The organism is Candidatus Accumulibacter sp. ACC007 (genome assembly GCF_907163205.1).
In the GTDB taxonomy this organism is placed as follows: domain Bacteria; phylum Pseudomonadota; class Gammaproteobacteria; order Burkholderiales; family Rhodocyclaceae; genus Accumulibacter; species Accumulibacter regalis.
The window spans coordinates 1,959,623-1,979,333 of the sequence record NZ_CAJQUD010000001.1; the positions used below are offsets into that span (position 1 = coordinate 1,959,623).

The 19,711-nt window shown below is 62.0% G+C and carries 15 protein-coding genes and 1 pseudogene; 7 read left to right on the forward strand and 9 right to left on the reverse strand.

What is annotated here, in order from left to right; all coding sequences use genetic code 11:
- Positions 1–56 precede the first annotated feature (56 nt).
- From QZ634_RS08455 to QZ634_RS08470, 4 genes are all read right to left on the reverse strand, one after another.
- Positions 57–860 carry a 2OG-Fe(II) oxygenase gene (locus QZ634_RS08455; protein ID WP_291987211.1) on the reverse strand — a complete coding sequence of 268 codons (804 nt, stop codon included), beginning with the start codon at positions 858–860 and terminating at the stop codon, positions 57–59.
- A 206-nt stretch (positions 861–1,066) separates the two neighbouring features.
- Complete coding sequence (locus QZ634_RS08460; protein ID WP_291987212.1) at positions 1,067–2,218, reverse strand: hypothetical protein; 1,152 nt, start codon at positions 2,216–2,218, stop codon at positions 1,067–1,069.
- A 108-nt stretch (positions 2,219–2,326) separates the two neighbouring features.
- Positions 2,327–3,208 carry a mechanosensitive ion channel domain-containing protein gene (locus QZ634_RS08465; protein ID WP_291987213.1) on the reverse strand — a complete coding sequence of 294 codons (882 nt, stop codon included), beginning with the start codon at positions 3,206–3,208 and terminating at the stop codon, positions 2,327–2,329.
- 148 nt (positions 3,209–3,356) lie between these two features.
- Entirely contained in the window at positions 3,357–4,487 is a 1,131-nt protein-coding gene (locus QZ634_RS08470) for an aminotransferase class V-fold PLP-dependent enzyme (RefSeq protein WP_291987214.1), read from the reverse strand.
- Between the two features lie 349 nt (positions 4,488–4,836).
- On the opposite strand from QZ634_RS08470, the gene QZ634_RS08475 reads away from it, so the two are divergent.
- Positions 4,837–5,805, forward strand: coding sequence for a DUF808 domain-containing protein (locus tag QZ634_RS08475; protein ID WP_291987215.1), 969 nt, complete (start codon positions 4,837–4,839; stop codon positions 5,803–5,805).
- 48 nt (positions 5,806–5,853) lie between these two features.
- On the opposite strand, the gene QZ634_RS08480 is transcribed toward QZ634_RS08475, so the two are convergent.
- The 5 genes and pseudogenes from QZ634_RS08480 to QZ634_RS08500 form a co-directional block, all read right to left on the reverse strand.
- Positions 5,854–6,297, reverse strand: coding sequence for a helix-turn-helix domain-containing protein (locus QZ634_RS08480; RefSeq protein ID WP_291987216.1), 444 nt, complete (start codon positions 6,295–6,297; stop codon positions 5,854–5,856).
- A gap of 10 nt (positions 6,298–6,307) precedes the next feature.
- Positions 6,308–6,661 carry a hypothetical protein gene (locus QZ634_RS08485; protein WP_291987217.1) on the reverse strand — a complete coding sequence of 118 codons (354 nt, stop codon included), beginning with the start codon at positions 6,659–6,661 and terminating at the stop codon, positions 6,308–6,310.
- Complete coding sequence (locus QZ634_RS08490) at positions 6,658–6,960, reverse strand: hypothetical protein (RefSeq protein ID WP_291987218.1); 303 nt, start codon at positions 6,958–6,960, stop codon at positions 6,658–6,660. Before QZ634_RS08490 ends, QZ634_RS08485 begins: the two co-directional genes overlap by 4 nt.
- A 127-nt stretch (positions 6,961–7,087) precedes the next feature.
- The gene (locus QZ634_RS08495) at positions 7,088–7,312 is read right to left on the reverse strand and encodes an AlpA family phage regulatory protein (RefSeq protein WP_291987219.1); all 225 of its coding nucleotides are present in this window, start codon (positions 7,310–7,312) and stop codon (positions 7,088–7,090) included.
- Positions 7,309–7,443 (reverse strand): annotated as a pseudogene (locus QZ634_RS08500) (HU family DNA-binding protein); the annotation flags it as partial. The pseudogene QZ634_RS08500 and the gene QZ634_RS08495, both read right to left, overlap by 4 nt.
- 636 nt (positions 7,444–8,079) lie before the next feature.
- On the opposite strand from QZ634_RS08500, the gene QZ634_RS08505 reads away from it, so the two are divergent.
- The 6 genes from QZ634_RS08505 (at position 8,080) to QZ634_RS08530 (ending at position 19,488) form a co-directional block, all read left to right on the forward strand.
- Positions 8,080–8,556, forward strand: a complete 477-nt coding sequence (locus tag QZ634_RS08505) for a hypothetical protein (protein ID WP_291987222.1) — start codon at positions 8,080–8,082, stop codon at positions 8,554–8,556.
- A 573-nt stretch (positions 8,557–9,129) separates the two neighbouring features.
- Complete coding sequence (locus QZ634_RS08510; protein WP_291987223.1) at positions 9,130–9,459, forward strand: hypothetical protein; 330 nt, start codon at positions 9,130–9,132, stop codon at positions 9,457–9,459.
- Complete coding sequence (locus QZ634_RS08515) at positions 9,452–9,658, forward strand: hypothetical protein (protein WP_291987225.1); 207 nt, start codon at positions 9,452–9,454, stop codon at positions 9,656–9,658. Before QZ634_RS08510 ends, QZ634_RS08515 begins: the two co-directional genes overlap by 8 nt.
- Positions 9,649–11,793, forward strand: coding sequence for a calcium-binding protein (locus QZ634_RS08520; RefSeq protein ID WP_291987227.1), 2,145 nt, complete (start codon positions 9,649–9,651; stop codon positions 11,791–11,793). Before QZ634_RS08515 ends, QZ634_RS08520 begins: the two co-directional genes overlap by 10 nt.
- A gap of 530 nt (positions 11,794–12,323) precedes the next feature.
- Positions 12,324–12,917 carry a DUF5625 family protein gene (locus QZ634_RS08525; RefSeq protein WP_291987229.1) on the forward strand — a complete coding sequence of 198 codons (594 nt, stop codon included), beginning with the start codon at positions 12,324–12,326 and terminating at the stop codon, positions 12,915–12,917.
- Positions 12,918–13,374: 457 nt separating this feature from the next.
- Entirely contained in the window at positions 13,375–19,488 is a 6,114-nt protein-coding gene (locus QZ634_RS08530) for a calcium-binding protein (protein WP_291987231.1), read from the forward strand.
- Positions 19,489–19,711: the final 223 nt, after the last annotated feature.

A 19,711-nucleotide genomic window follows, 5' to 3' on the forward strand; every position in this document is an offset into this window, starting at 1 on the left:
GGCCACCACTCCCCAGCCACCGTCATTGCGAGGAGCCGGGATACGGCGTCGGATGATCAGCCCTTCTTCCTTGTCCATTTGTCGAGGTAGTACCTGACGCTCAGACGATCCCTCGGCCGTGGCTTGTAATGCGTCTTGTCCCGCTCGATTTCATCGTAGATATTGCTCGACGAGGTGTAGTAGTAGAGAGCGACCGACCTCCTGGTGATGTGTTCGGGCGTGCGCAGCGGCTCCGGATGACCGTGATTGCTGTCCTCGTCGGTGTTGAAGATGACACACCGATTGTAAACAGGCGAGACTCTCTTCAGGCAGGCCGTCATCTTCTGGTCCCAGAGCTCCAGGTTTCCGCCGTACTCCTCGTGCCAGTTCTTGTTCAGATAAATGATGACGTTGATTCGGCGCACCAAATGCAGCTTCTTGTTGATTCTGAAGTCGGCGTGTACGCCGAGCAAGCCGCCGGTCTTGGTTTCGTGCAGCCCGCCACCATCGAAATAGGGGTCAGGGATGAGACCGTCTATGGTGGTCAGGTTTTCGAGGAACTGCAGCATGGCCGCCGAGTTGAAAGCGGCAAATATGTTTCTGAGAGTGGGATTGCACCGATTCGGGTTGATCTGCCGCTTGTGTAATCCCTTGTAGCCCCGCTCATAGAGCTTTTCGTCATTGGTCCGTTCAGCCGGGAAATTGGCGTGAATGCTGTCAATCACGTCGGCCGGCAAGAAATTATCGATCACTACATGGGGAAATGGCCCGGCCGCGGTATAAGTGGCAGTCAGTTGGCGACCGAAGGCGCTCGCTTCGTCAAGGTTGAAATCCAGTTCCCTGCCGAGGGTGATTGGCAGTGCTGCTACTGTAGAACTCATCGCCGCTCCAGAAGTCGATTGCAGATCGCCTGACTGCTCGCCATACGCGTCGTGGCATGCAGGACGAGTGCGTGGCAGCCGTTGACGGCCGAGCCATGCGGGCGCGTGTCGTCACACCAGCGGAAGAAGTATACGTGAGCGGGGGTTCGCCGGCCGCATCGCTTTCCACCCGGACTCCCGACCGCCACCCTCAGCGTGCCGCCCTGCTACGCGCCTTCATTCAGCGCGAGCCTGACCGCAGCGACGATGCGCCGCCGGCCGCGCGCGCGGCTGACGAGATTGGCCTCCTCGCCGGTGGAATCCAGCCATTCGACGAGGCGCGTCAGCGCATGACGCGTCGTCGTTGCGTCGCGGCAGTTGGCCAGGAAGACCATCTGGATCTTCTGCACCTTGTCGGCCACGTAGACGCCAAAGGGCGCGGCGACGATGGTCGCGTCGGGAAAGCCCAGTTGCCGCATGGCCTGCGACTCGCTGACCGTCTTCAGACAGGCGACCAGATGCACGGGGCCGGCCAGCGACGGTGCCTCGCCGCTGGCGTCGTAGCTGTGATCCTTGAGAAAGGGTTGGCCGACCAGTTCGCGCGCGGCGGCGACACCAAAGGCGGCGGGCAGGCCGTGCACGATGGTGAGCAGGGATTCGTCCGCCAGCGGCCAGTCCCAGCCGCCGGCAACGGACGACAGAGGGCTCGCGCCCAGGTCGCGCAGTGCTTCGCCCAGCGCTTCTTCCATGGCCTGCTTGCGGGTGCCGAAATCGAGCCGGCTCCAGTCGAGGGCGGTGCCGTAGGCAAAACGCCCCTTGCGCGCTTCGCGGCCGCCCAGCTTGACCAGGCTGGCGACGGCCTCGCGCAGGGCTTCGAGACTGCGCGCGACGACATCGTCGGCGTTGCGCGCCTCCGGCGAGGTCGGGTTGAGTGTCTGGAAGTAGTCCTGGAAGATCGTGTCGGCCTTCGTCTCGGCGGCCGATTTTCTGGCCGGGAACGTCACCTCGAGCACGCGAACGACCTTCAGCCTGGCCGGGCCGTTGTTCCAGACTTCCTGAAACTCGGCATGGCAGATACCGATCTCGCCACTTTTCGGTGCCCAGCCGGCTTCGCCCGTATATAGGGCCAGGACGATGTCGGCCTTGCGCACTTCTTCGAGCGAGCGGTTCCAGGCGGTATCGAGGTCGCCCTGCGACTGATCGGGCGCGTTGTCCGATATCCAGACCTCGAACAGCGCTTCACCGAGCAGCGGCTCGTCGCGCAGCCTGTCGTGCAGGCGCTTGCGCACGACGGTCATGCTTACTTGCTGCTCGCCGTCGGCGACCAGCGAGGAGCACCGGCTGGAAATCATGATGCGGATTTTCTTGAAATCGGCCATCGCGTTGCCCTCAATAAGCGCTGCACGCTACCTGCCGTGACGGTTGTCGGCCCGCCGGCACGCTGGCGTCGTCAGCAGTGCGGTGCCGCGACCAGCCGCCAACAACGCTCAGTTGGCCGCGCCGTGCTGATGAATGTGCACATCCCGCTGCGGAAAGGGGATGTTCAGCCCGGCGGCGTCAAAGCGTTTCTTGACCTGTTCGTGCAGATGAAAATGAACCGCCCAGTAGTCGCCTGAATTGACCCACGGGCGAACCACGAAATTGACGCTGCTGTCGCCGAGCGCGACGACTTCGATGGTCGGCGCGGGCTCCTTGAGGATGCGCTCGTCGCTGGCGACCAGCTCGTTGAGCACCCTGCGGACCTGGTCGAGATCGTCGCCATAGCTGCAACCGACGATCATGTCCAGCCGCCGGGTATCGTTGGCCGAGTAGTTGATGATCGTTCCGGCCATGATCTGGCTGTTGGGAACGAGGATTTTCTTGTTGTCAGGCGAGTGAATGATGGTCGTCAGAATCTGCACTTCCTTGACGGTCCCGGCGACCCCGGCGGCTTCGATGAAGTCACCGACCTTGTAGGGGCGGAAGGCGACGATCAGGACACCGGATGCGAAGTTGGACAGCGAGCCTTGCAGCGCGAGGCCAACCGCCAGGCCAGCCGCGCCGAGAACGGCGAGCAGCGACGTCGTCTGCACGCCAAGAGCGCCAATGGCGGCGATGATCACCACCACCAGCAACACGGCGCCAAGCATGTTGCAGAGAAACTTCTCGAGCGTATCCTCCATGCCCGTCTTCTGGAAAGCCTTGCGCGCGAAGTTGGTCACCGCCTTGGCCAGCCATCGGCCGACGAGAAAGATCAGAATCGAAGCGATCACTTTCAGGCCGATCGACGTCCCCTGCTCGGTCACCAGAACAATCAGCTGGTCGACGTTGCTGTAATCAATGACTTGCGCAGCGGCTTTCTCGACCGCTGCGACCGCGTTTTTTTCCATGTCCGCTTCCTCCGTTCCTTCGAGTTCAAACGACTGGGTTGGCCATCGCCTGCTGCAGTTCCCCGCCTTGCCACCGGCAACGGGGGAAAAGGGCTGAATCTTGCCCGCCCCTGCGCTCAGCGGCTCAGCGGCTCAGCGGCTCAGCGGCTCAGCGGCTCAGCGCATCGAGCGCGGCGGCCAGGCTGTTCACGGTGCGCTCCGGGTCATGCAATTTATCGAGGCCGAACAGACCGATGCGGAAACTGCGGAAATCGGCCGGCTCGTCGCATTGCATGGGCACACCGGCGGCGGCCTGCACGCCGATGGCGACGAACTTCTTGCCGGACTGGATATCCGCGTCATCGGTGTAGCTGACGACGACGCCTGGCGCCTGGAATCCTTCGCCGGCGACACTCTTGAAGCCCTTGCTGGTGAGCAACTCGCGAACCCGGCGGCCGAGTTCCTGCTGCTCCTTGCAGACAAGCTCGAAGCCGTAGCTTTCGGTTTCCAGCATCACGTCACGCAAGACCGCCAGGGCGTCGGTGGGCATCGTCGCGTGGTAGGCATGAGCGCCTTTCTCGTAGGCCTCCATGATCTGCAGCCATTTCTTGAGGTCGCAGGCAAAGCTGCTGCTGCTGGTTTCGTCGATGCGCGCACGCGCGCGCTCGCCAAGGGCGACCAGCGCGCAGCACGGCGAGCCACTCCAGCCTTTCTGTGGTGCGCTGATCAGCACGTCGACGTCGTTGGCGACCATGTCGACCCAGACGGTCCCGGACGCCACGCAATCGAGGACGAAGAGTCCATCGACGGCGCGGACGGCGGCGCCGACCGCGCGCAGGTAGTCGTCGGGGAGAATCAGGCCCGAGGCGGTTTCGACGTGCGGCGCGAAGACGATCTCCGGCCTTTCGGCGTGGATGCTGGCGACGACGTCTTCGAGCGGCGGCGGGACAAATGCCGCCTGCGGCTGCTCGTCAACCGGGCGGGCGACCATGGCCACGCTCTCCGAGGCGATCCGCCCCATGTCGAGGATTTGCGTCCAGCGGAAGCTGAACCAGCCGTTGCGGATGATCAGGCACTTCCTGTCGGTGGCAAACTGACGGGCGACCGCTTCCATACCGAAGGTACCGCTTCCCGGAACGACGATCGCGGCCTTGGCGTTGTAGACCGTCTTGACGATCCTCGAGATGTCTTTCATCACGCCCTGGAAACGCCGCGACATATGGTTGAGGGCGCGGTCGGTATACACCACCGAGTACTCGAGCAGACCATCGGGATCGGGTTGAGGAAGGAGTGCGGGCACGATTGTCTCCATTGGGTGATTCGGCGAGCCGAGTTCAGCGGGTGCACGGGAAGTCCGTGCGGCACAAGGCGTGCAGGATAACGCCAAGTCCGGACGCTGCGCTAGTCGGGGCGGGCGCAGCACCTGGCTCTGCCGTGCTTGCCGGCGGCGTGTCGAAACGGACAACCGCTGGCCACCGTCGGCCAGGGTTCCGCGGCTCGGGCGACCGCGCCCTGTCGCGCAAGACGCTGGACAGCCGTTACACTTCCACCCCTTGAGCAGAAGGCCGCGTCGCGCGGGCCGGGCATGATGCACGGCACGGCTGGCTGCCAGAGGCGTGCCAGCTCTCACCAGACACTGGAGACCCCCAATGGCCGGAGCCAGCCTGCTTGCCCTGATCGATGACATTGCCACGGTACTCGACGACGTCGCGCTGATGACCAAGGTGGCGGCCAAGAAAACCGCCGGCGTGCTCGGCGACGACCTGGCACTGAACGCGCAGCAGGTGTCCGGCGTACGCGCCGAACGCGAACTGCCGGTGGTCTGGGCGGTCGCCGTCGGCTCGTTCAAGAACAAGCTGATCCTCGTGCCCGCGGCGTTGGCGATCAGCCGCTTCGCGCCGTGGGCGGTGACGCCGCTACTGATGATGGGCGGCCTCTATCTCTGCCTCGAAGGTGTCGAGAAGATTGCGCACAGGTGGCTGCACGGCAAGAGCGACAGCGAGGATGGCGCGCACCACGGCGAAGAGCTGGCGACAGTGGAAGGCGAAAGCGTCGATCTGGCAACCATGGAAGCCGCCAAGATCAAGGGCGCGATCCGCACCGACTTCGTGCTCTCCGCAGAGATCGTCGTCATCGCGCTGGGCACCGTCGCCGGCGCGTCGTTCGCGACGCAGGTGGCCGTTCTTTCGGGAATCGGCGTCCTGATGACGGTCGGCGTCTACGGCATCGTCGCCGGCATCGTCAAGATGGACGACCTCGGGCTGTACCTGCTGAAGAGGAGCGATGCGCTGGCGAAAGCAGTCGGCCAGGGCCTCGTGCTCGCCGCGCCGCGCCTGATGAAGGCGCTGACCGTGATCGGTACGGCGGCAATGTTCATGGTCGGGGGCAGCATCCTCAGCCACGGCATTCCGCCCGTCCATCACTTCATCGAAAATGCAGCTGAAATCGCCGACGCCGTGAGCCGCGTCGGTGGAGTGCTCAAGGCCTTGACCTCACTGTCGCTGGAAATGCTGGTCGGCGCCGCTGGCGGCAGCCTGGCATTGCTCGCCGTACGGGCTTTTGCGGTGATCCGCGGCGCCGTCCGGCGGCCACCGAAGAAACGACAGCCGCTGGAATGACATCGCCAAGGCCGCGGGCAACTGCCGGGAACACGCCCGGCCAGGCGCCTAGGCCGCAATCCGCCAGCCGACTTCGGTTTCTTCGAAGATCTGACGCACTTCGTCCTTCTGACGATCGGTCTCGTTCCACTGGGCAATCAGCTCGGTCACGCGGGTGGTGCCGTGGATATGCTCGAGGTACATCAGCCGCAGCATGCGCTCGGCAGCAATGGTTGGCCGGCGCTTGCCGCGCTCCCAGAGCGACGCACTCTGCTCGTCGACGCCGAGGCAGTCGCCGAGTCGCTTCTGCGACATCCCCATTTCGACGCGCAGGAAGCGGATCTCGACGCCGGTCAGGCGCCGCTTGTAATCGACCAGATGGCGACCGATGGTCCGGTGCAAGCCATCGATGTCGTAAATTTCGAGGCACGGACCCAGCCCGTCGACATTCTCGTAGCTGAAACCGCTCGCCAGCCAGATGTTTTTCAGACCGCAGTCTTCATACTTCAGCATGTCGCCCATCTCAGCCCTCGACAACCGTGGCCACCACGGCCAACTCGCCACCCGCGCCACCATTGCCACCCTCGCCGCCTTCCTGGGCGTCGCCAAGCTTGAAGATCACGCCAACCGTCAAACGAGCACCCGCGTGAAACCAGCTCAGATTACACCGCCAATCGTCCCCCGCATCCTTGTGCAGCGGCTCGCTGACCAGGCCATTCTTCAAGGTTTCCAGCACCTGCCGGCGGCCGATGTAACGATGCTTCATGCGCGCCTCTGCCTGCTCGCTGAACACCAGGCGGCGCTGGCCGTTACCGACTTCCTTGACCCACTCCATGGCCTGCCGGGGGGTTGGTTTGATGCCGGAGAGCTTGCTCATGACGATCCACCGTGGGTCGCAGTTGGCGACGGTATCGAATTCTTGTGGTGCCAGGAAGGGAATCGCACATTGACACCAAGCAACTGTTTTAACTGCACTTTCTCATAGTTGTTCTTGTGCATGACTGCAAACATGCCCCCATCAAACCAACGCTGTCCGCGTCCTGCGGAGGAGGCCGCCTGATCAACGCGAGCAAGTTGCTCTGGGTTGATTTCTGACAGCACGGACTGCCCCGAGTAGGCCACTTCCCTATCCGTGCCGCTGGTGCCGTGCAAACTTGGCCCGGCGTCTTGGTACATGCCCAACTTCTACGCCAGAGCACAGCACACGCGGATCTCGGCACACCGCTGCAGCGGATTATGGTTGGTGGGCAGATCAGCCGCGTTCACCCGAGCCGGCAAGGGCAGCCTCGGCCCAAAGGCGATGCTAGCACATCGCCCGATCGTTCGGGAGACAGGTCACCGACGCCGGCCGACTCACCCGGATCTGTTCGCTGATCCACGTCTGCACCTCAGGCTCGACCCATCCGGACGCACGCCCGAGCCTGATCTGTCTTGAAAATTCGCCCCGCTTGATCTTGTCGTCGATCGACGATCGGCCAAGCCCTACCATGCACTTGACGTGGGGAAGGCGTATCAAGCGTTGATTCATGACATCACCTCACGTTCCGTCTGATAGACCAGACTGAGCTTCTCGCCGGTTTCCGGGTTCTTGCTTTCGCGAGCCGCGCGCGGCGCTGCATTGAAGGTGCCAAAGCCCAGCAGTGTCACCGAATCGCCATTGGTATTGGCGGCGGCGTCGAACCGGATAGATTTGGCGGCAATAGTTGGCGGCGAAATTTGGTCGCGATGAATGTACGCCAACACAGTCGGAGCGACGACAATCAGCGTCCGGTACTTGCGGCGAAGCGGACATTCAGAAAGCGGCGCCCTGCGTCCGGTCGTCGGCCAAAGCGGCCGTTGGCGCCACATGGCGCGGACGGCCGGTATGGATCCTTTATCGGCCGTCGGGAAAGGAATAGCGCCGAGCAACCCTGCCACCCGCGCGGACGGTCGGCGCCACTGACAGAGACGGAAAAGGCCAACCACTGAACGCAGAAGCAGCATCCGCGACAAGAGTCGGGAGCAGTGGGAAAAACGACAACGTTGCCGGTTCTTGCGATGGGTGACCGACAATGGTAGTCCATGCTCGGTTACCCGGGGTGGCCTCAAGGTTCAGCACCTGATCGCCGCCACCTCCGACACCTTCCGAGCGGGCCTTCCAAAAGATCTATGCGATTGCCCTGGCATTGCCACTTCGCCAGAAAAGGAGCTGTCATAATCTTGAAGCTGAGCCCGGATGCGGAATGTACCCCGGGTGCACGACGGCTGCGGGTGAACCGGTAACGCTTGGCGGGACGATAGAGAGAAGCGAATAGCATGGCATTCAAGAACGAGAAGATATCGGAGCAGGACCTGGAGTGGGTGTCGAAGCTGGTCAATTACGAGAGCATCCGTGCGATTTCCCAGTGGGTGCACCAGTTCAGCAATCTGTCTTGGTGGACGGCTGACCGGGAGAACAATGCCTTCTTGCTTCAACTCGGCGGCGGGGGTAATCCCAACGACGTGGGGCGCATGGCCTACGCGGTATTGATTCTCGATGGACAAGTCATCGTGTTCAATCTTGTTGACCGCAGAGGGGGTAACAGTACCGTTGGTATGGAATTGACCATGGAAGTCCATAAGTTAATCGTCCCGCCAGCACTTGAGCAGCGACGCGAGGAAATCAAGCGGCTGTTGCGCGAAGCGCTTAACGAAGACGCCTATTGGAACCCTTTTGCCGACGGCGGCACTGTGGCGAATCCCAACACCGTCGCGCGCAAGAACCTCAAGTACTTCAACGTCGAGTTCAAGTAATCAGGGACGATCATGGCGTTCACCTACGAAGAGGCATCTGCCCTGATCGGTACCGAAGGCTATATCGACGTCGAGGGCCTCCGCCGTCTGGTCAGCAAAACCTCGGCGATTCCGTGACGGATGTGCGAATGCCGTCGTGATGAGGGAGGGCAAGCGAAAGCCTGTTCCCTACTTCCCTCTACCCGGAGGACGAATGGGGTCGACGCACGCGATGTTGGTGGGCACGGAAGTTGACGGTGATCAATATCCTCCGCGCTTTCGTCGAATAGGATCCGGTGGTCGCATGCGAAGTGCGTAAGCACAGGCTCGCTTCTCGGATGCTCCTAATGGCGTGAGTCGCGAGCGGGCTGGCGGTTAAGGGCCGTGCGGCTTGGTGCAGAGTAACCACAAGGATCCACAGGCGGCGAAAGCACCCGTGATGGCGATTCGGGCGATTTGAGTAACAACCGCGGTCAATGTTCCATATGCGATGAATGTCGTCGGCAAGTGTTTCTCCAGAGGAAGGCCGCCTTCCAGAGCGGTTACAGCCGACTTCGTTGGCTTCTCGAAACATGAGGGAAGGAACCTGTTGCAATGTTGGAACTGACACCGGATGTGCTGCTCGACGCCACCTTCGGCGAGGATGCCAACACCATCTGGCACCACAACGATCCACAGGTTCTGTCGATCTTGAAGAAGATCCTTCTCAACCTGATTCGCCAAGATACAACTAACAAAACAACGAGTAGCTTGCGCCTGAAGCGCAAAGGTGCCGAGTGGGATGGCGAAGTGCGTATGGAAATTGGGCCTCATGCCTCGATGACGCCGACGACATTCGAGCTCAGAAGCACCGGAGTCGAGATGCCCAAGGTATTCTATACACATTACTCCGATTATGTCTTTCCTAGAGGGCCTCATGACTGAATATCTTACCTATGTGGGTATTGGTATTGCGGCAAGCCTGATTTGTTTTGCGATTTACATCGCGTTTAAGTATCGCGGTAATGAAGAAAAATTTAATCGGCACAGAGCGCGCAACTTGAGTGCCTGGCGTATTCTACAAATATGTGGAGTGGTCATGATTGTTGTTCTTGGGTTTATGCAGATCAGGGGATGGAAATGACAGATCGCGTAGAAATCACTGTCGCAGTTATTTCTGGTGCGGTTGGCACAACGGATGGCGCCCTCAGTTTAACGAACTCCGATCCATCAAGCCTCACGATAGTCTCAACAACTGGCCAGATTATTGCGAATGTGGCGGGGATTTTCCCTATAGGCGCCTATGTGACCGCCCCAGGTGCTGCACTTGTAACGCTCTACAAGGTAACCGTGGACGTCCAAGAGCAGTACAAAGTGGAGGTTGGCGACTTGCTTAATATCGCTGGCAATGGCCTCTCATTTGCCGGCGGCGCTCTTGCGGTCGCTGGTGTTGGTGCTGCGATCACGTTGCCACTTGCCGCGGGTGGTATCGCAGTGGCTGTATTGGGTATGGTGGCCAATCAGAATGCGTGGGTTGTTAATGACGTTGGCACTGCATGGCATGGATCTACCGCTTTAAGCTATGGAAACGTATCCCCGACCACTAACACCTCCTTCCTCTCCTCCCAAACCGCCGCCCCTCTCCGCGTTGACCCTCTCATCCTCGACCTCGACAACGACGGCCTCGAAACCATCGGCATCAACACCAGCAACCCCATCCTCTTCGATCACAACGGCAACGGTGTCAGGACCGCCACCGGTTGGGTCAAGAGCGACGACGCCTTCCTCGTCCTCGATCGCAACGGCAACGGCAGCATCGACAACGGCCGCGAGCTGTTCGGCGATAGCACCCCGCTGAGCGCCGGCGGCGTTGCCGCCGACGGCTTCGCCGCGCTCGCCCAGGAAGACACGAACGGCGACGGCAAGGTCGACAGCCTCGACGCCCGCTTCGCCAGTCTGCGCCTCTGGCGCGACCTCAACCAAGACGGTGTCAGCCAGGCCGGTGAAGTGTTCACCCTCTCCTCGCAAGGCATCATCGCCCTCAACCTCGCCAAGACCGCCAATAGCCAGATCCTCGCCAACGGCAACCAGATCGCCGACCTCGGCGGCTACGTGCGCAGCGACGGCAGCACCGGCACGCTCGGCGAGGTGACCGCCCAACTGGGCGACATCAATCTCGCCAACAACCCCTTCTACAGCCAGTTCACCGACCCCATCCCGCTCAGCGAACAAGCCCGCAACCTGCCGGACATGCAAGGCGCTGGCCTTGTCCGCAGCCTGCGCGAAGCCGCCAGCCTGCAAACCGCCGCGGGCAGCGCACTCGCCAACCAGCTCGCCGCCTACGCCGCTGAAACCACCCGCAGCGGCCAGCTTGCCCGGCTCGACGCCCTGCTCAAAGCCTGGGCGGATACCAGCAGCATGGCCACCACGGCGACGGGCGCCTTTGCTGGCGTCAACCTCACCGTGAACTTCGCCGGCGTCACCACCGGCAGTCCGGCCTGGCAAGCCTGGCTCGACAAGCTCAGCGTGCTCGAACGCTTCAACGGCCAGACCTTCCTCCCCGTTCCCGCCGCTGGAACCACCCTGACCATCGACGTCTTCAACACCCGCGAAGCGCTGCTTGATGCCTCCTACGCCGCCCTGAAAGCGTCGGTCTATGGCGGGCTGCTCCTGCAGACCCGGCTCAAGCCCTACCTCGACGACATCACGCTAACCGTCGATGAGAATGGTCTCAAAGTCGATTTCAGCACTATGGAAAGCCGGCTCGACGCCGCCTACCAAGCCGACTCGCCGAACGCCTTCATTGATCGGCTCGAATTGATCAAGCACGCGGGGCGAAGTCTGGAGCCGATGGGGTGGCGCGGAGAGCAGAAGCTCGCCACCTGGATTTCGGATGCCGGGGCCACCGGCACCTGGGCAACGATTCGTGGCGCTATGGGTGCCGAATTCACGACGACACCAGCAGCCGGCGACGACATCTATCTCGGTACCAGCGGCAACGATGCCGTCAATGGCTCAGGGGGCAATGATTACCTCCTTGGGGCCGGTGGCAGCGACACCCTGAACGGGGGTGACGGCGCGGACCGCTTGTTCGGCGGTGACGGCAACGATACGCTCTACGGCAACGGCGGCAACGACATCCTGGACGGCGGCAGCGGCAACGATTATCTAAACGGTGGTAGCGGCAACGACAGCTACATCTTCCGGCGTGGCAGCGGTTACGACACGATATTCAACTCTGACGGCCCCACCGGACGCAGTGATACGCTGCTTGTTTGATGGCGCGAGGCTGGCCGATGTCTGGCTGTAGACGAGGTTCCGACTTCGTTTGCTTGGTGCGAATGACGGCGGGCGACGATTCGAGTCGGCGCGGATGCGGGAATTCCCCGAATATAGCGTACGGGCCGCCCTTTTCTCGACCTCGACTTCGAAGCCAGTGTGGCCTTTGCCGTGAACGTCGCGTACGCGGTTCACGAAACTCGCTGCTCCCCGCTGGGGGAGAAGGAGAGGCGATGAGAGAAACGGCTACCTCTGTCATAATTTGGATGTGTCCCGTGCCCTGACCGTTTGGGAGAGGTTCCGTGATCAAGAAGCAGACTCTGCTAATGCCCCTGTTGGCAACAGCAATCAAGGTCGGTGCGCACGCCCAGGAGACGCAGCTGCAAGCGGTGCCAGGCTGGTGCGCGGGGCTGCCAACGCCGGTCAATCGAAGCTCAAGATCGAAGACCTGGATCTGGCTTTTTTGCTACCTGTGCCCGCCATCTTTTGGAGCGTGCGCCACACGGTGACAACTTTTGGAGAGTAGTGGCATGGATAGACAAGGTGCATCCAGATTATCGTCGATTGTCGATATGACGATCACGTTGGTTGGGTCTGTGGCAAAAAAATGGCAAACTATTTCGATGATTGGGATGGTTGCGTTCCTCTCGGCTTGTGTGGACGAGTCATTATTGCCTACTCCGCCACTAACATGGCCTCTTGATATGCAGAAGTCTGGTGACAAGATTGACGCCAAATTTCGGGTGGTGGATCACAGAGAATACTCGTTAGGGCTTGAGTTTGGTTTTATGAATGATAACCAAGAGGATCGAGAACGTGTGAGAAAGCTGGTTGGCGACGATGGTCAATTTATCAACGGTGATCCTGGAGTGCCAACTCCCCTGAGAGTAAAGATACTTGAAATCCGTGAGTCGGGTGACAAGCCGTTCTTTGAACAAGAACTTCAGATTTCGAGGCTCAGGTCATGGACTGGGAACACGTTCGTCAAACATATTGCCTATGTTAGGTTAAATCCTGGTAACTATCGAGTGCGTGTCGAAAGCCTAAAGGATGTCGCCGAACTTGCCGGGATGCCCCTCTTTTTTAGTATAGGGTTCTATCCTAAATCCACTGCTATAAAGTAGCGTTAAATAAGGATTTAACATGCCATCAGTGACTATCAACATTGCGGGGCGAGACACGCCACTGAGCAATGGCGGCGTCTCCGAAGTGGGCCACATGTGGTATTCCTTAACAGATAACAGTGGAACTGCTTCCAGCTATGGGTTCTCGCCTGTCGAAGGCGCGGCCGGACTTGATCGAGTACATGGCCCGGGTCAGGTAAATGCGCATGGAAAGGATGATGACTTTTATATCAGTCGCGATTACACGCGAACGATAGAAATCACTCAGGCGCAGTATGATGCCATGAAGACTTTCGGGGAAAATCCAAGCGAGTTCGGGTTCAGTATTGCCTACGACGGGCTAAATAATAGCTGCATCGACTTTACCTGGAAAGCCATGCAGCGTGGCGGGTTAAATCCCGTAGGTTTTGAGGGGCAACTTTGGCCCACGTGGAATGGCGATAATGTTGCCGATATCGTGGATGCGTCGAATGGGCTGTTTCATGGGTTGGGTTCGCCTTTTGCTCGAAGTCTCTCTTTCGGATACATAGGCGTCGCTGCCAACTCCACCTATCTCGCCTCACGCACCGCCGCCCCGCTCCGCGTCGACCCTCTCATCCTAGACCTTGACAACGACGGCCTCGAAACCATCGGCATCAACACCGGCAACCCCATCCTCTTCGACCACAACGGCAACGGTGTCAGGACCGCCACCGGTTGGGTGAAGGGCGACGATGCCTTCCTCGTCCTCGATCGCAACGGCAACGGCAGCATCGACAACGGCCGCGAACTGTTCGGCGATAGCACCCCGCTGAGCGCCGGCGGCGTTGCCGCCGACGGCTTCGCCGCGCTCGCCCAGGAAGACACGAACGGCGACGGCAAGGTCGACAGCCTCGACGCCCGCTTCGCCAGTCTGCGCCTCTGGCGCGACCTTAACCAAGACGGTGTCAGCCAGGCCGGTGAACTGTTCACCCTCTCCTCGCAAGGCATCATCGCCCTCAACCTCGCCAAGACCGCCAATAGCCAGATCCTCGCCAACGGCAACCAGATCGCCGACCTCGGCGGCTACGTGCGCAGCGACGGCAGCACCGGCACGCTCGGCGAGGTGACCGCCCAACTGGGCGACATCAATCTCGCCAACAACCCCTTCTACAGCCAGTTCACCGACCCCATCCCGCTCAGCGAACAAGCCCGCAACCTGCCGGACATGCAAGGCGCTGGCCTCGTCCGCAGCCTGCGCGAAGCCGCCAGCCTGCAAACCGTTGCGGGCAGCGCACTCGCCAGCCAGCTCGCCGCCTACGCCGCAGAAACCACCCGCAGCGGCCAACTCGCCCGACTCGATGATCTGCTCAAGGCCTGGGGTGACACCAGCAGCATGGCCACCACCGCAACCGGGGCCTTTGCTGGCGTCAACCTCACCGTTAACTTCGCCGGCGTTACCACCGGCAGTCCGGCCTGGCAAGCCTGGCTCGACAAGCTCAGCGTCCTCGAACGCTTCAACGGCCAGACCTTCCTCCCGGTACCCGCCGCCGGAACCACCCTGACCATCGACTTCTTCAACACCCGCGAAGCGCTGCTTGATGCCTCTTACGTCGCCCTGAAAGCGTCGGTCTATGGCGGGCTGCTCCTGCAGACGCGGCTCAAGCCCTACCTCGACGACATCACGCTAACCGTCGATGAGAATGGTCTCAAAGTCGATTTCAGCACTATGGAAAGCCGGCTCGACGCCGCCTACCAAGCCGACTCGCCGAACGCCTTCATTGATCGGCTCGAATTGATCAAGCACGCGGGGCGAAGTCTGGAGCCGATGGGGTGGCGCGGAGAGCAGAAGCTCGCCACCTGGATCTCGGCTGCTGAGGCGAGCGGCACCTGGGCAACGACTCGTGCCGCAATAGGTGCCGAATTCACGACGACACCAGCAGCCGGCGACGACATCTATCTCGGTACCAGCGGCAACGATATCGTCAATGGCTCAGGGGGCAATGATTATCTCCTTGGGGCGGGTGGCAACGACAACCTGAAGGGTGGCACCGGTGACGACACCCTGGACGGGGGCAGCGGCAACGACACCCTCAATGGGGGTTCCGGCAACGCCAACGACGGTCTGGGCAATGACACCTACCTCTTCGGTCGCGGTGACGGCAACGATACCATCTACGACCAGGACGTCACGGCCGGCAACATGGACACCATCCGTTTCAAGGATGGCGTCTTGCCAAGTGACGTCACCCTGAGCCGGCCGGCCTCGGGGTCCGAGGACCTGTTGCTGTCGATCAACGGCACGACCGACAGCCTGCGGGTCTTCGCCTGGTTCGGGAGCGTCAGCAATCGCGTCGAGCGGGTCGAGTTTGCCGACGGCAGCGTGTGGGACACGACTGTCTTGATCAAGGCGCCGATCCAGGGCACCTCCGGTGCGGACTACCTAGTGGGCCGGGACGACCTGGCCGACACCATCATGGGCAACGCGGGCAACGACATCCTGATCGGCGGTGGCGGCAACGACAGGCTCGAGGGCGGAGCCGGCAACGACACCCTGAAAGGGGGCACGGGCAACGACACCCTGGACGGGGGCAGCGGCAACGACACCCTCAATGGGGGTTCCGGCAACGCCAACGACGGTCTGGGCAATGACACCTACCTCTTCGGTCGCGGTGACGGCAACGACACCATCTACGACCAGGACGTCACGGCCGGCAACATGGACACCATCCGTTTCAAGGATGGCGTCTTGCCAAGTGACGTCACCCTGAGCCGGCCGGCCTCGGGGTCCGAGGACCTGTTGCTGTCGATCAACGGCACGACCGACAGCCTGCGGGTCTTCGCCTGGTTCGGGAGCGTCAGCAATCGCGTCGAGCGGGTCGAGTTTGCCGACGGCAGCGTGTGGGACACGACTGTCTTGATCAAGGCGCCGATCCAGGGCACCTCCGGTGCGGACTACCTGGTGGGCCGGGACGACCTGGCCGACACCATCATGGGCAACGCGGGCAACGACATCCTGATCGGCGGTGGCGGCAACGACAGGCTTGAGGGCGGAGCCGGCAACGACACCCTGAAAGGGGGCACGGGCAACGACACCCTGGACGGGGGCAGCGGCAACGACACCCTCAATGGAGGTTCCGGCAACGCCAACGACGGTCTGGGCAACGACACCTACCTCTTCGGTCGCGGTGACGGCAACGACACCATCTACGACCAGGACGTCACGGCCGGCAACATGGACACCATCCGTTTCAAGGATGGCGTCTTGCCAAGTGACGTCACCCTGAGCCGGCCGGCATCGGGGTCCGAAGACCTGTTGCTGTCGATCAACGGCACGACCGACAGCCTGCGGGTCTTCGCCTGGTTCGGGAGCGTCAGCAATCGCGTCGAGCGGGTCGAGTTCGCGGACGGCAGCGTGTGGGACACGACTGTCTTGATCAAGGCGCCGATCCAGGGCACCTCCGGTGCGGACTACCTGGTGGGCCGGGACGACCTGGCCGACACCATCATGGGCAACGCGGGCAACGACATCCTGATCGGCGGTGGCGGCAACGACAGGCTTGAGGGCGGAGCCGGCAACGACACCCTGAAAGGGGGCACGGGCAACGACACCCTGGACGGGGGCAGCGGCAACGACACCCTCAATGGGGGTTCCGGCAACGCCAACGACGGTCTGGGCAACGACACCTACCTCTTCGGTCGCGGTGACGGCAACGACACCATCTACGACCAGGACGTCACGGCCGGCAACATGGACACCATCCGTTTCAAGGATGGCGTCTTGCCAAGTGACGTCACCCTGAGCCGGCCGGCCTCGGGGTCCGAGGACCTGTTGCTGTCGATCAACGGCACGACCGACAGCCTGCGGGTCTTCGCCTGGTTCGGGAGCGTCAGCAATCGCGTCGAGCGGGTCGAGTTTGCCGACGGCAGCGTGTGGGACACGACTGTCTTGATCAAGGCGCCGATCCAGGGCACCTCCGGTGCGGACTACCTGGTGGGCCGGGACGACCTGGCCGACACCATCATGGGCAACGCGGGCAACGACATCCTGATCGGCGGTGGCGGCAACGACAGGCTCGAGGGCGGAGCCGGCAACGACACCCTGAAAGGGGGCACGGGCAACGACACCCTGGACGGGGGCAGCGGCAAGGACACCCTCAATGGAGGTTCCGGCAACGCCAACGACGGTCTGGGCAACGACACCTACCTCTTCGGTCGCGGTGACGGCAACGACACCATCTACGACCAGGACGTCACGGCCGGCAACATGGACACCATCCGTTTCAAGGATGGCGTCTTGCCAAGTGACGTCACCCTGAGCCGGCCGGCCTCGGGGTCCGAGGACCTGTTGCTGTCGATCAACGGCACGACCGACAGCCTGCGGGTCTTCGCCTGGTTCGGGAGCGTCAGCAATCGCGTCGAGCGGGTCGAGTTCGCGGACGGCAGCGTGTGGGACACGACTGTCTTGATCAAGGCGCCGATCCAGGGCACCTCCGGTGCGGACTACCTGGTGGGCCGGGACGACCTGGCCGACACCATCATGGGCAACGCGGGCAACGACATCCTGATCGGCGGTGGCGGCAACGACAGGCTCGAGGGCGGAGCCGGCAACGACACGATCAACGGCGGCAGCGGCGAAGACACCGCCTCCTACATCGATGCCCCTTCCGGAGTAACCGTCAGTCTTGCCACTGGCGCAGCGCAGGCGACCGGCGGTGCCGGCACCGACACCCTGATCGGCATCGAGAACCTCACCGGCAGCAGCCACAACGACAGCCTCACCGGCAACAGCGCCGCCAACCTCCTCGACGGCGGTGCCGGAGCCGATACCCTGATCGGCGGCGACGGCTCCGACACCTACTACGTCGACAACGTCGGCGATCTGGTCATTGAAACCAACGCTGTCCTGGCGACTGGTGGCGACGATACCGTCTACAGCAGCCTCGCCGCCTACACCCTGACCGCCAACGTCGAGACCCTGCGCCTCGTGGCCACCGGCGCTGCCGACGGTAGTGGCAACAGCCTCAACAACACGCTCTACGCGGGGGCGGGCAACAACGTGCTAGACGGCGGAGCGGGTATGGACACGGTTTCCTACTCCCTTGCCGCCGCCGCAGTCACTGTCAGCCTCGCCAGCAGCGCGGCCCAGGCCACCGGCGGTTCCGGGTCCGACACCCTGGTCAACATCGAGAATCTCGTCGGCAGCGCGTATGCCGACCGCCTCACCGGCGATGGCCTCGCCAATCGGTTGAACGGCGGCGCCGGTAACGATACGCTCAACGGTGGTGCCGGTGCCGACACCCTGATTGGCGGCGACGGTTCGGACATCTACTACGTCGATAACGTCGGTGACAGCGTCGTCGAACTCGCCGACGAGGGCAACGACATCATCTACAGCAGCATCGCCTGGACCCTCGGCGAGCACATCGAGCGTCTCTACCTGACCGGGAGCGCCACCACCACGGCCACCGGTAACGCGCTGGCCAACACGCTCTACGGGCACGCCAACAGTGCCGCCAATGTGCTCACCGGGGGCTTGGGTAACGACGTCTATTACCTCGGTGCGGGCGACAGCGCCGTCGAAGACGAGGACGGGGGCACGGATAGCGTCTATACCTACGCCGACTACACTCTGGCCGACAACGTCGAGCATCTGTATCTCAATGTCACCACCGCGGCCACCCTGACCGGCAACACGCTGGCCAACAGCCTGCGCGGCAACGCCGGCGACGATACGCTCGTCGGCCTCAGTGGCAACGACACGCTCAATGGGGGGTTGGGTGCCGACACGATGATCGGGGGGCTGGGCAACGACAGCTACTACGTCGACAACGCCGCCGACAGCGTCGTCGAGGAACTCAACGAGGGCAACGACATCATCTACTGCAGCGTCTCCTGGACCCTCGGCGAGCACGTCGAGCGTCTCTACCTGACCGGGAGCGCCGCCACTACGGCCACCGGTAACGCGCTGGCCAACACGCTCTACGGTCACGCCAACACTGCCGCCAATGTGCTCGCCGGGGGCTTGGGCAACGACGTCTACTACCTTGGTGCAGGGGACAGCGCCGTCGAAGACGAAGGCGGAGGCATCGACAGCGTCTATACCTACGCCGACTACACACTGGCCGCCAATGTCGAGCATCTGTATCTCAATGTCGCCACCGCCGCCACCCTGACCGGCAACACGCTGGCCAACAGCCTGCGCGGCAACGCCGGCGACGACACGCTCATCGGCCTCTCCGGCAACGACACGCTCAATGGCGGCTTGGGCAACGACACGTTGACCGGTGGTGACGGCAAAGACATCATTCGCTTCGATAGCCTGCTCAACGCGCTCACGAATGTCGACACGATCACCGACTACAACGTCGCCGACGACACGATTCACTTGGAAAATGCCATCTTCACCGCACTGACGACGACTGGCATGCTGGCGGCCGAGTCGTTCCGGCGAGGTGCCGTCGCGGTCGATGCGGACGACTACGTGATCTACGACGACGTCACTGGAGCGCTGTACTACGACGCTGATGGCAACGGTGTGGCGGCGGCAGTGCAATTCGCTGCCCTTATTGGTGCGCCAACCTTGACCCATGCAGATTTCCTGGTGACCTGATCCGCAACCTCGCTGGCGTCGCGGACGCTTCTCTCCCCAGAAAGCAAGCCGATCCTAATGGGCCACCAGACAAAATGTCTCTGCCGTCGCGTTGGCACCGGCGACGAACGCTGCCCAGCGTTCTGAGCAATGGCCCGAGCCAAACCTGACCAGAGATGCGGCCAAGAGGTAGGTCCGGTAAAGGATTCATTGCGGCCGTCCAGGCCATGTGCCGTCTACGGCC

Excerpts from the sequence above, each read along its gene's own strand:
- QZ634_RS08490 (WP_291987218.1), bottom strand. The coding sequence starts at position 6,960 with ATGTACCAAGACGCCGGGCCAAGTTTGCACGGCACCAGCGGCACGGAT.
- QZ634_RS08495 (WP_291987219.1), bottom strand. The coding sequence starts at position 7,312 with ATGAATCAACGCTTGATACGCCTTCCCCACGTCAAGTGCATGGTAGGG.
- QZ634_RS08455 (WP_291987211.1), bottom strand. The coding sequence starts at position 860 with ATGAGTTCTACAGTAGCAGCACTGCCAATCACCCTCGGCAGGGAACTG.
- QZ634_RS08520 (WP_291987227.1), top strand. The coding sequence starts at position 9,649 with ATGGAAATGACAGATCGCGTAGAAATCACTGTCGCAGTTATTTCTGGT.
- QZ634_RS08485 (WP_291987217.1), bottom strand. The coding sequence starts at position 6,661 with ATGAGCAAGCTCTCCGGCATCAAACCAACCCCCCGGCAGGCCATGGAG.
- QZ634_RS08525 (WP_291987229.1), top strand. The coding sequence starts at position 12,324 with ATGGATAGACAAGGTGCATCCAGATTATCGTCGATTGTCGATATGACG.
- QZ634_RS08510 (WP_291987223.1), top strand. The coding sequence starts at position 9,130 with ATGTTGGAACTGACACCGGATGTGCTGCTCGACGCCACCTTCGGCGAG.
- QZ634_RS08480 (WP_291987216.1), bottom strand. The coding sequence starts at position 6,297 with ATGCTGAAGTATGAAGACTGCGGTCTGAAAAACATCTGGCTGGCGAGC.
- QZ634_RS08515 (WP_291987225.1), top strand. The coding sequence starts at position 9,452 with ATGACTGAATATCTTACCTATGTGGGTATTGGTATTGCGGCAAGCCTG.
- QZ634_RS08465 (WP_291987213.1), bottom strand. The coding sequence starts at position 3,208 with ATGGAAAAAAACGCGGTCGCAGCGGTCGAGAAAGCCGCTGCGCAAGTC.
- QZ634_RS08475 (WP_291987215.1), top strand. The coding sequence starts at position 4,837 with ATGGCCGGAGCCAGCCTGCTTGCCCTGATCGATGACATTGCCACGGTA.
- QZ634_RS08505 (WP_291987222.1), top strand. The coding sequence starts at position 8,080 with ATGGCATTCAAGAACGAGAAGATATCGGAGCAGGACCTGGAGTGGGTG.
- QZ634_RS08460 (WP_291987212.1), bottom strand. The coding sequence starts at position 2,218 with ATGGCCGATTTCAAGAAAATCCGCATCATGATTTCCAGCCGGTGCTCC.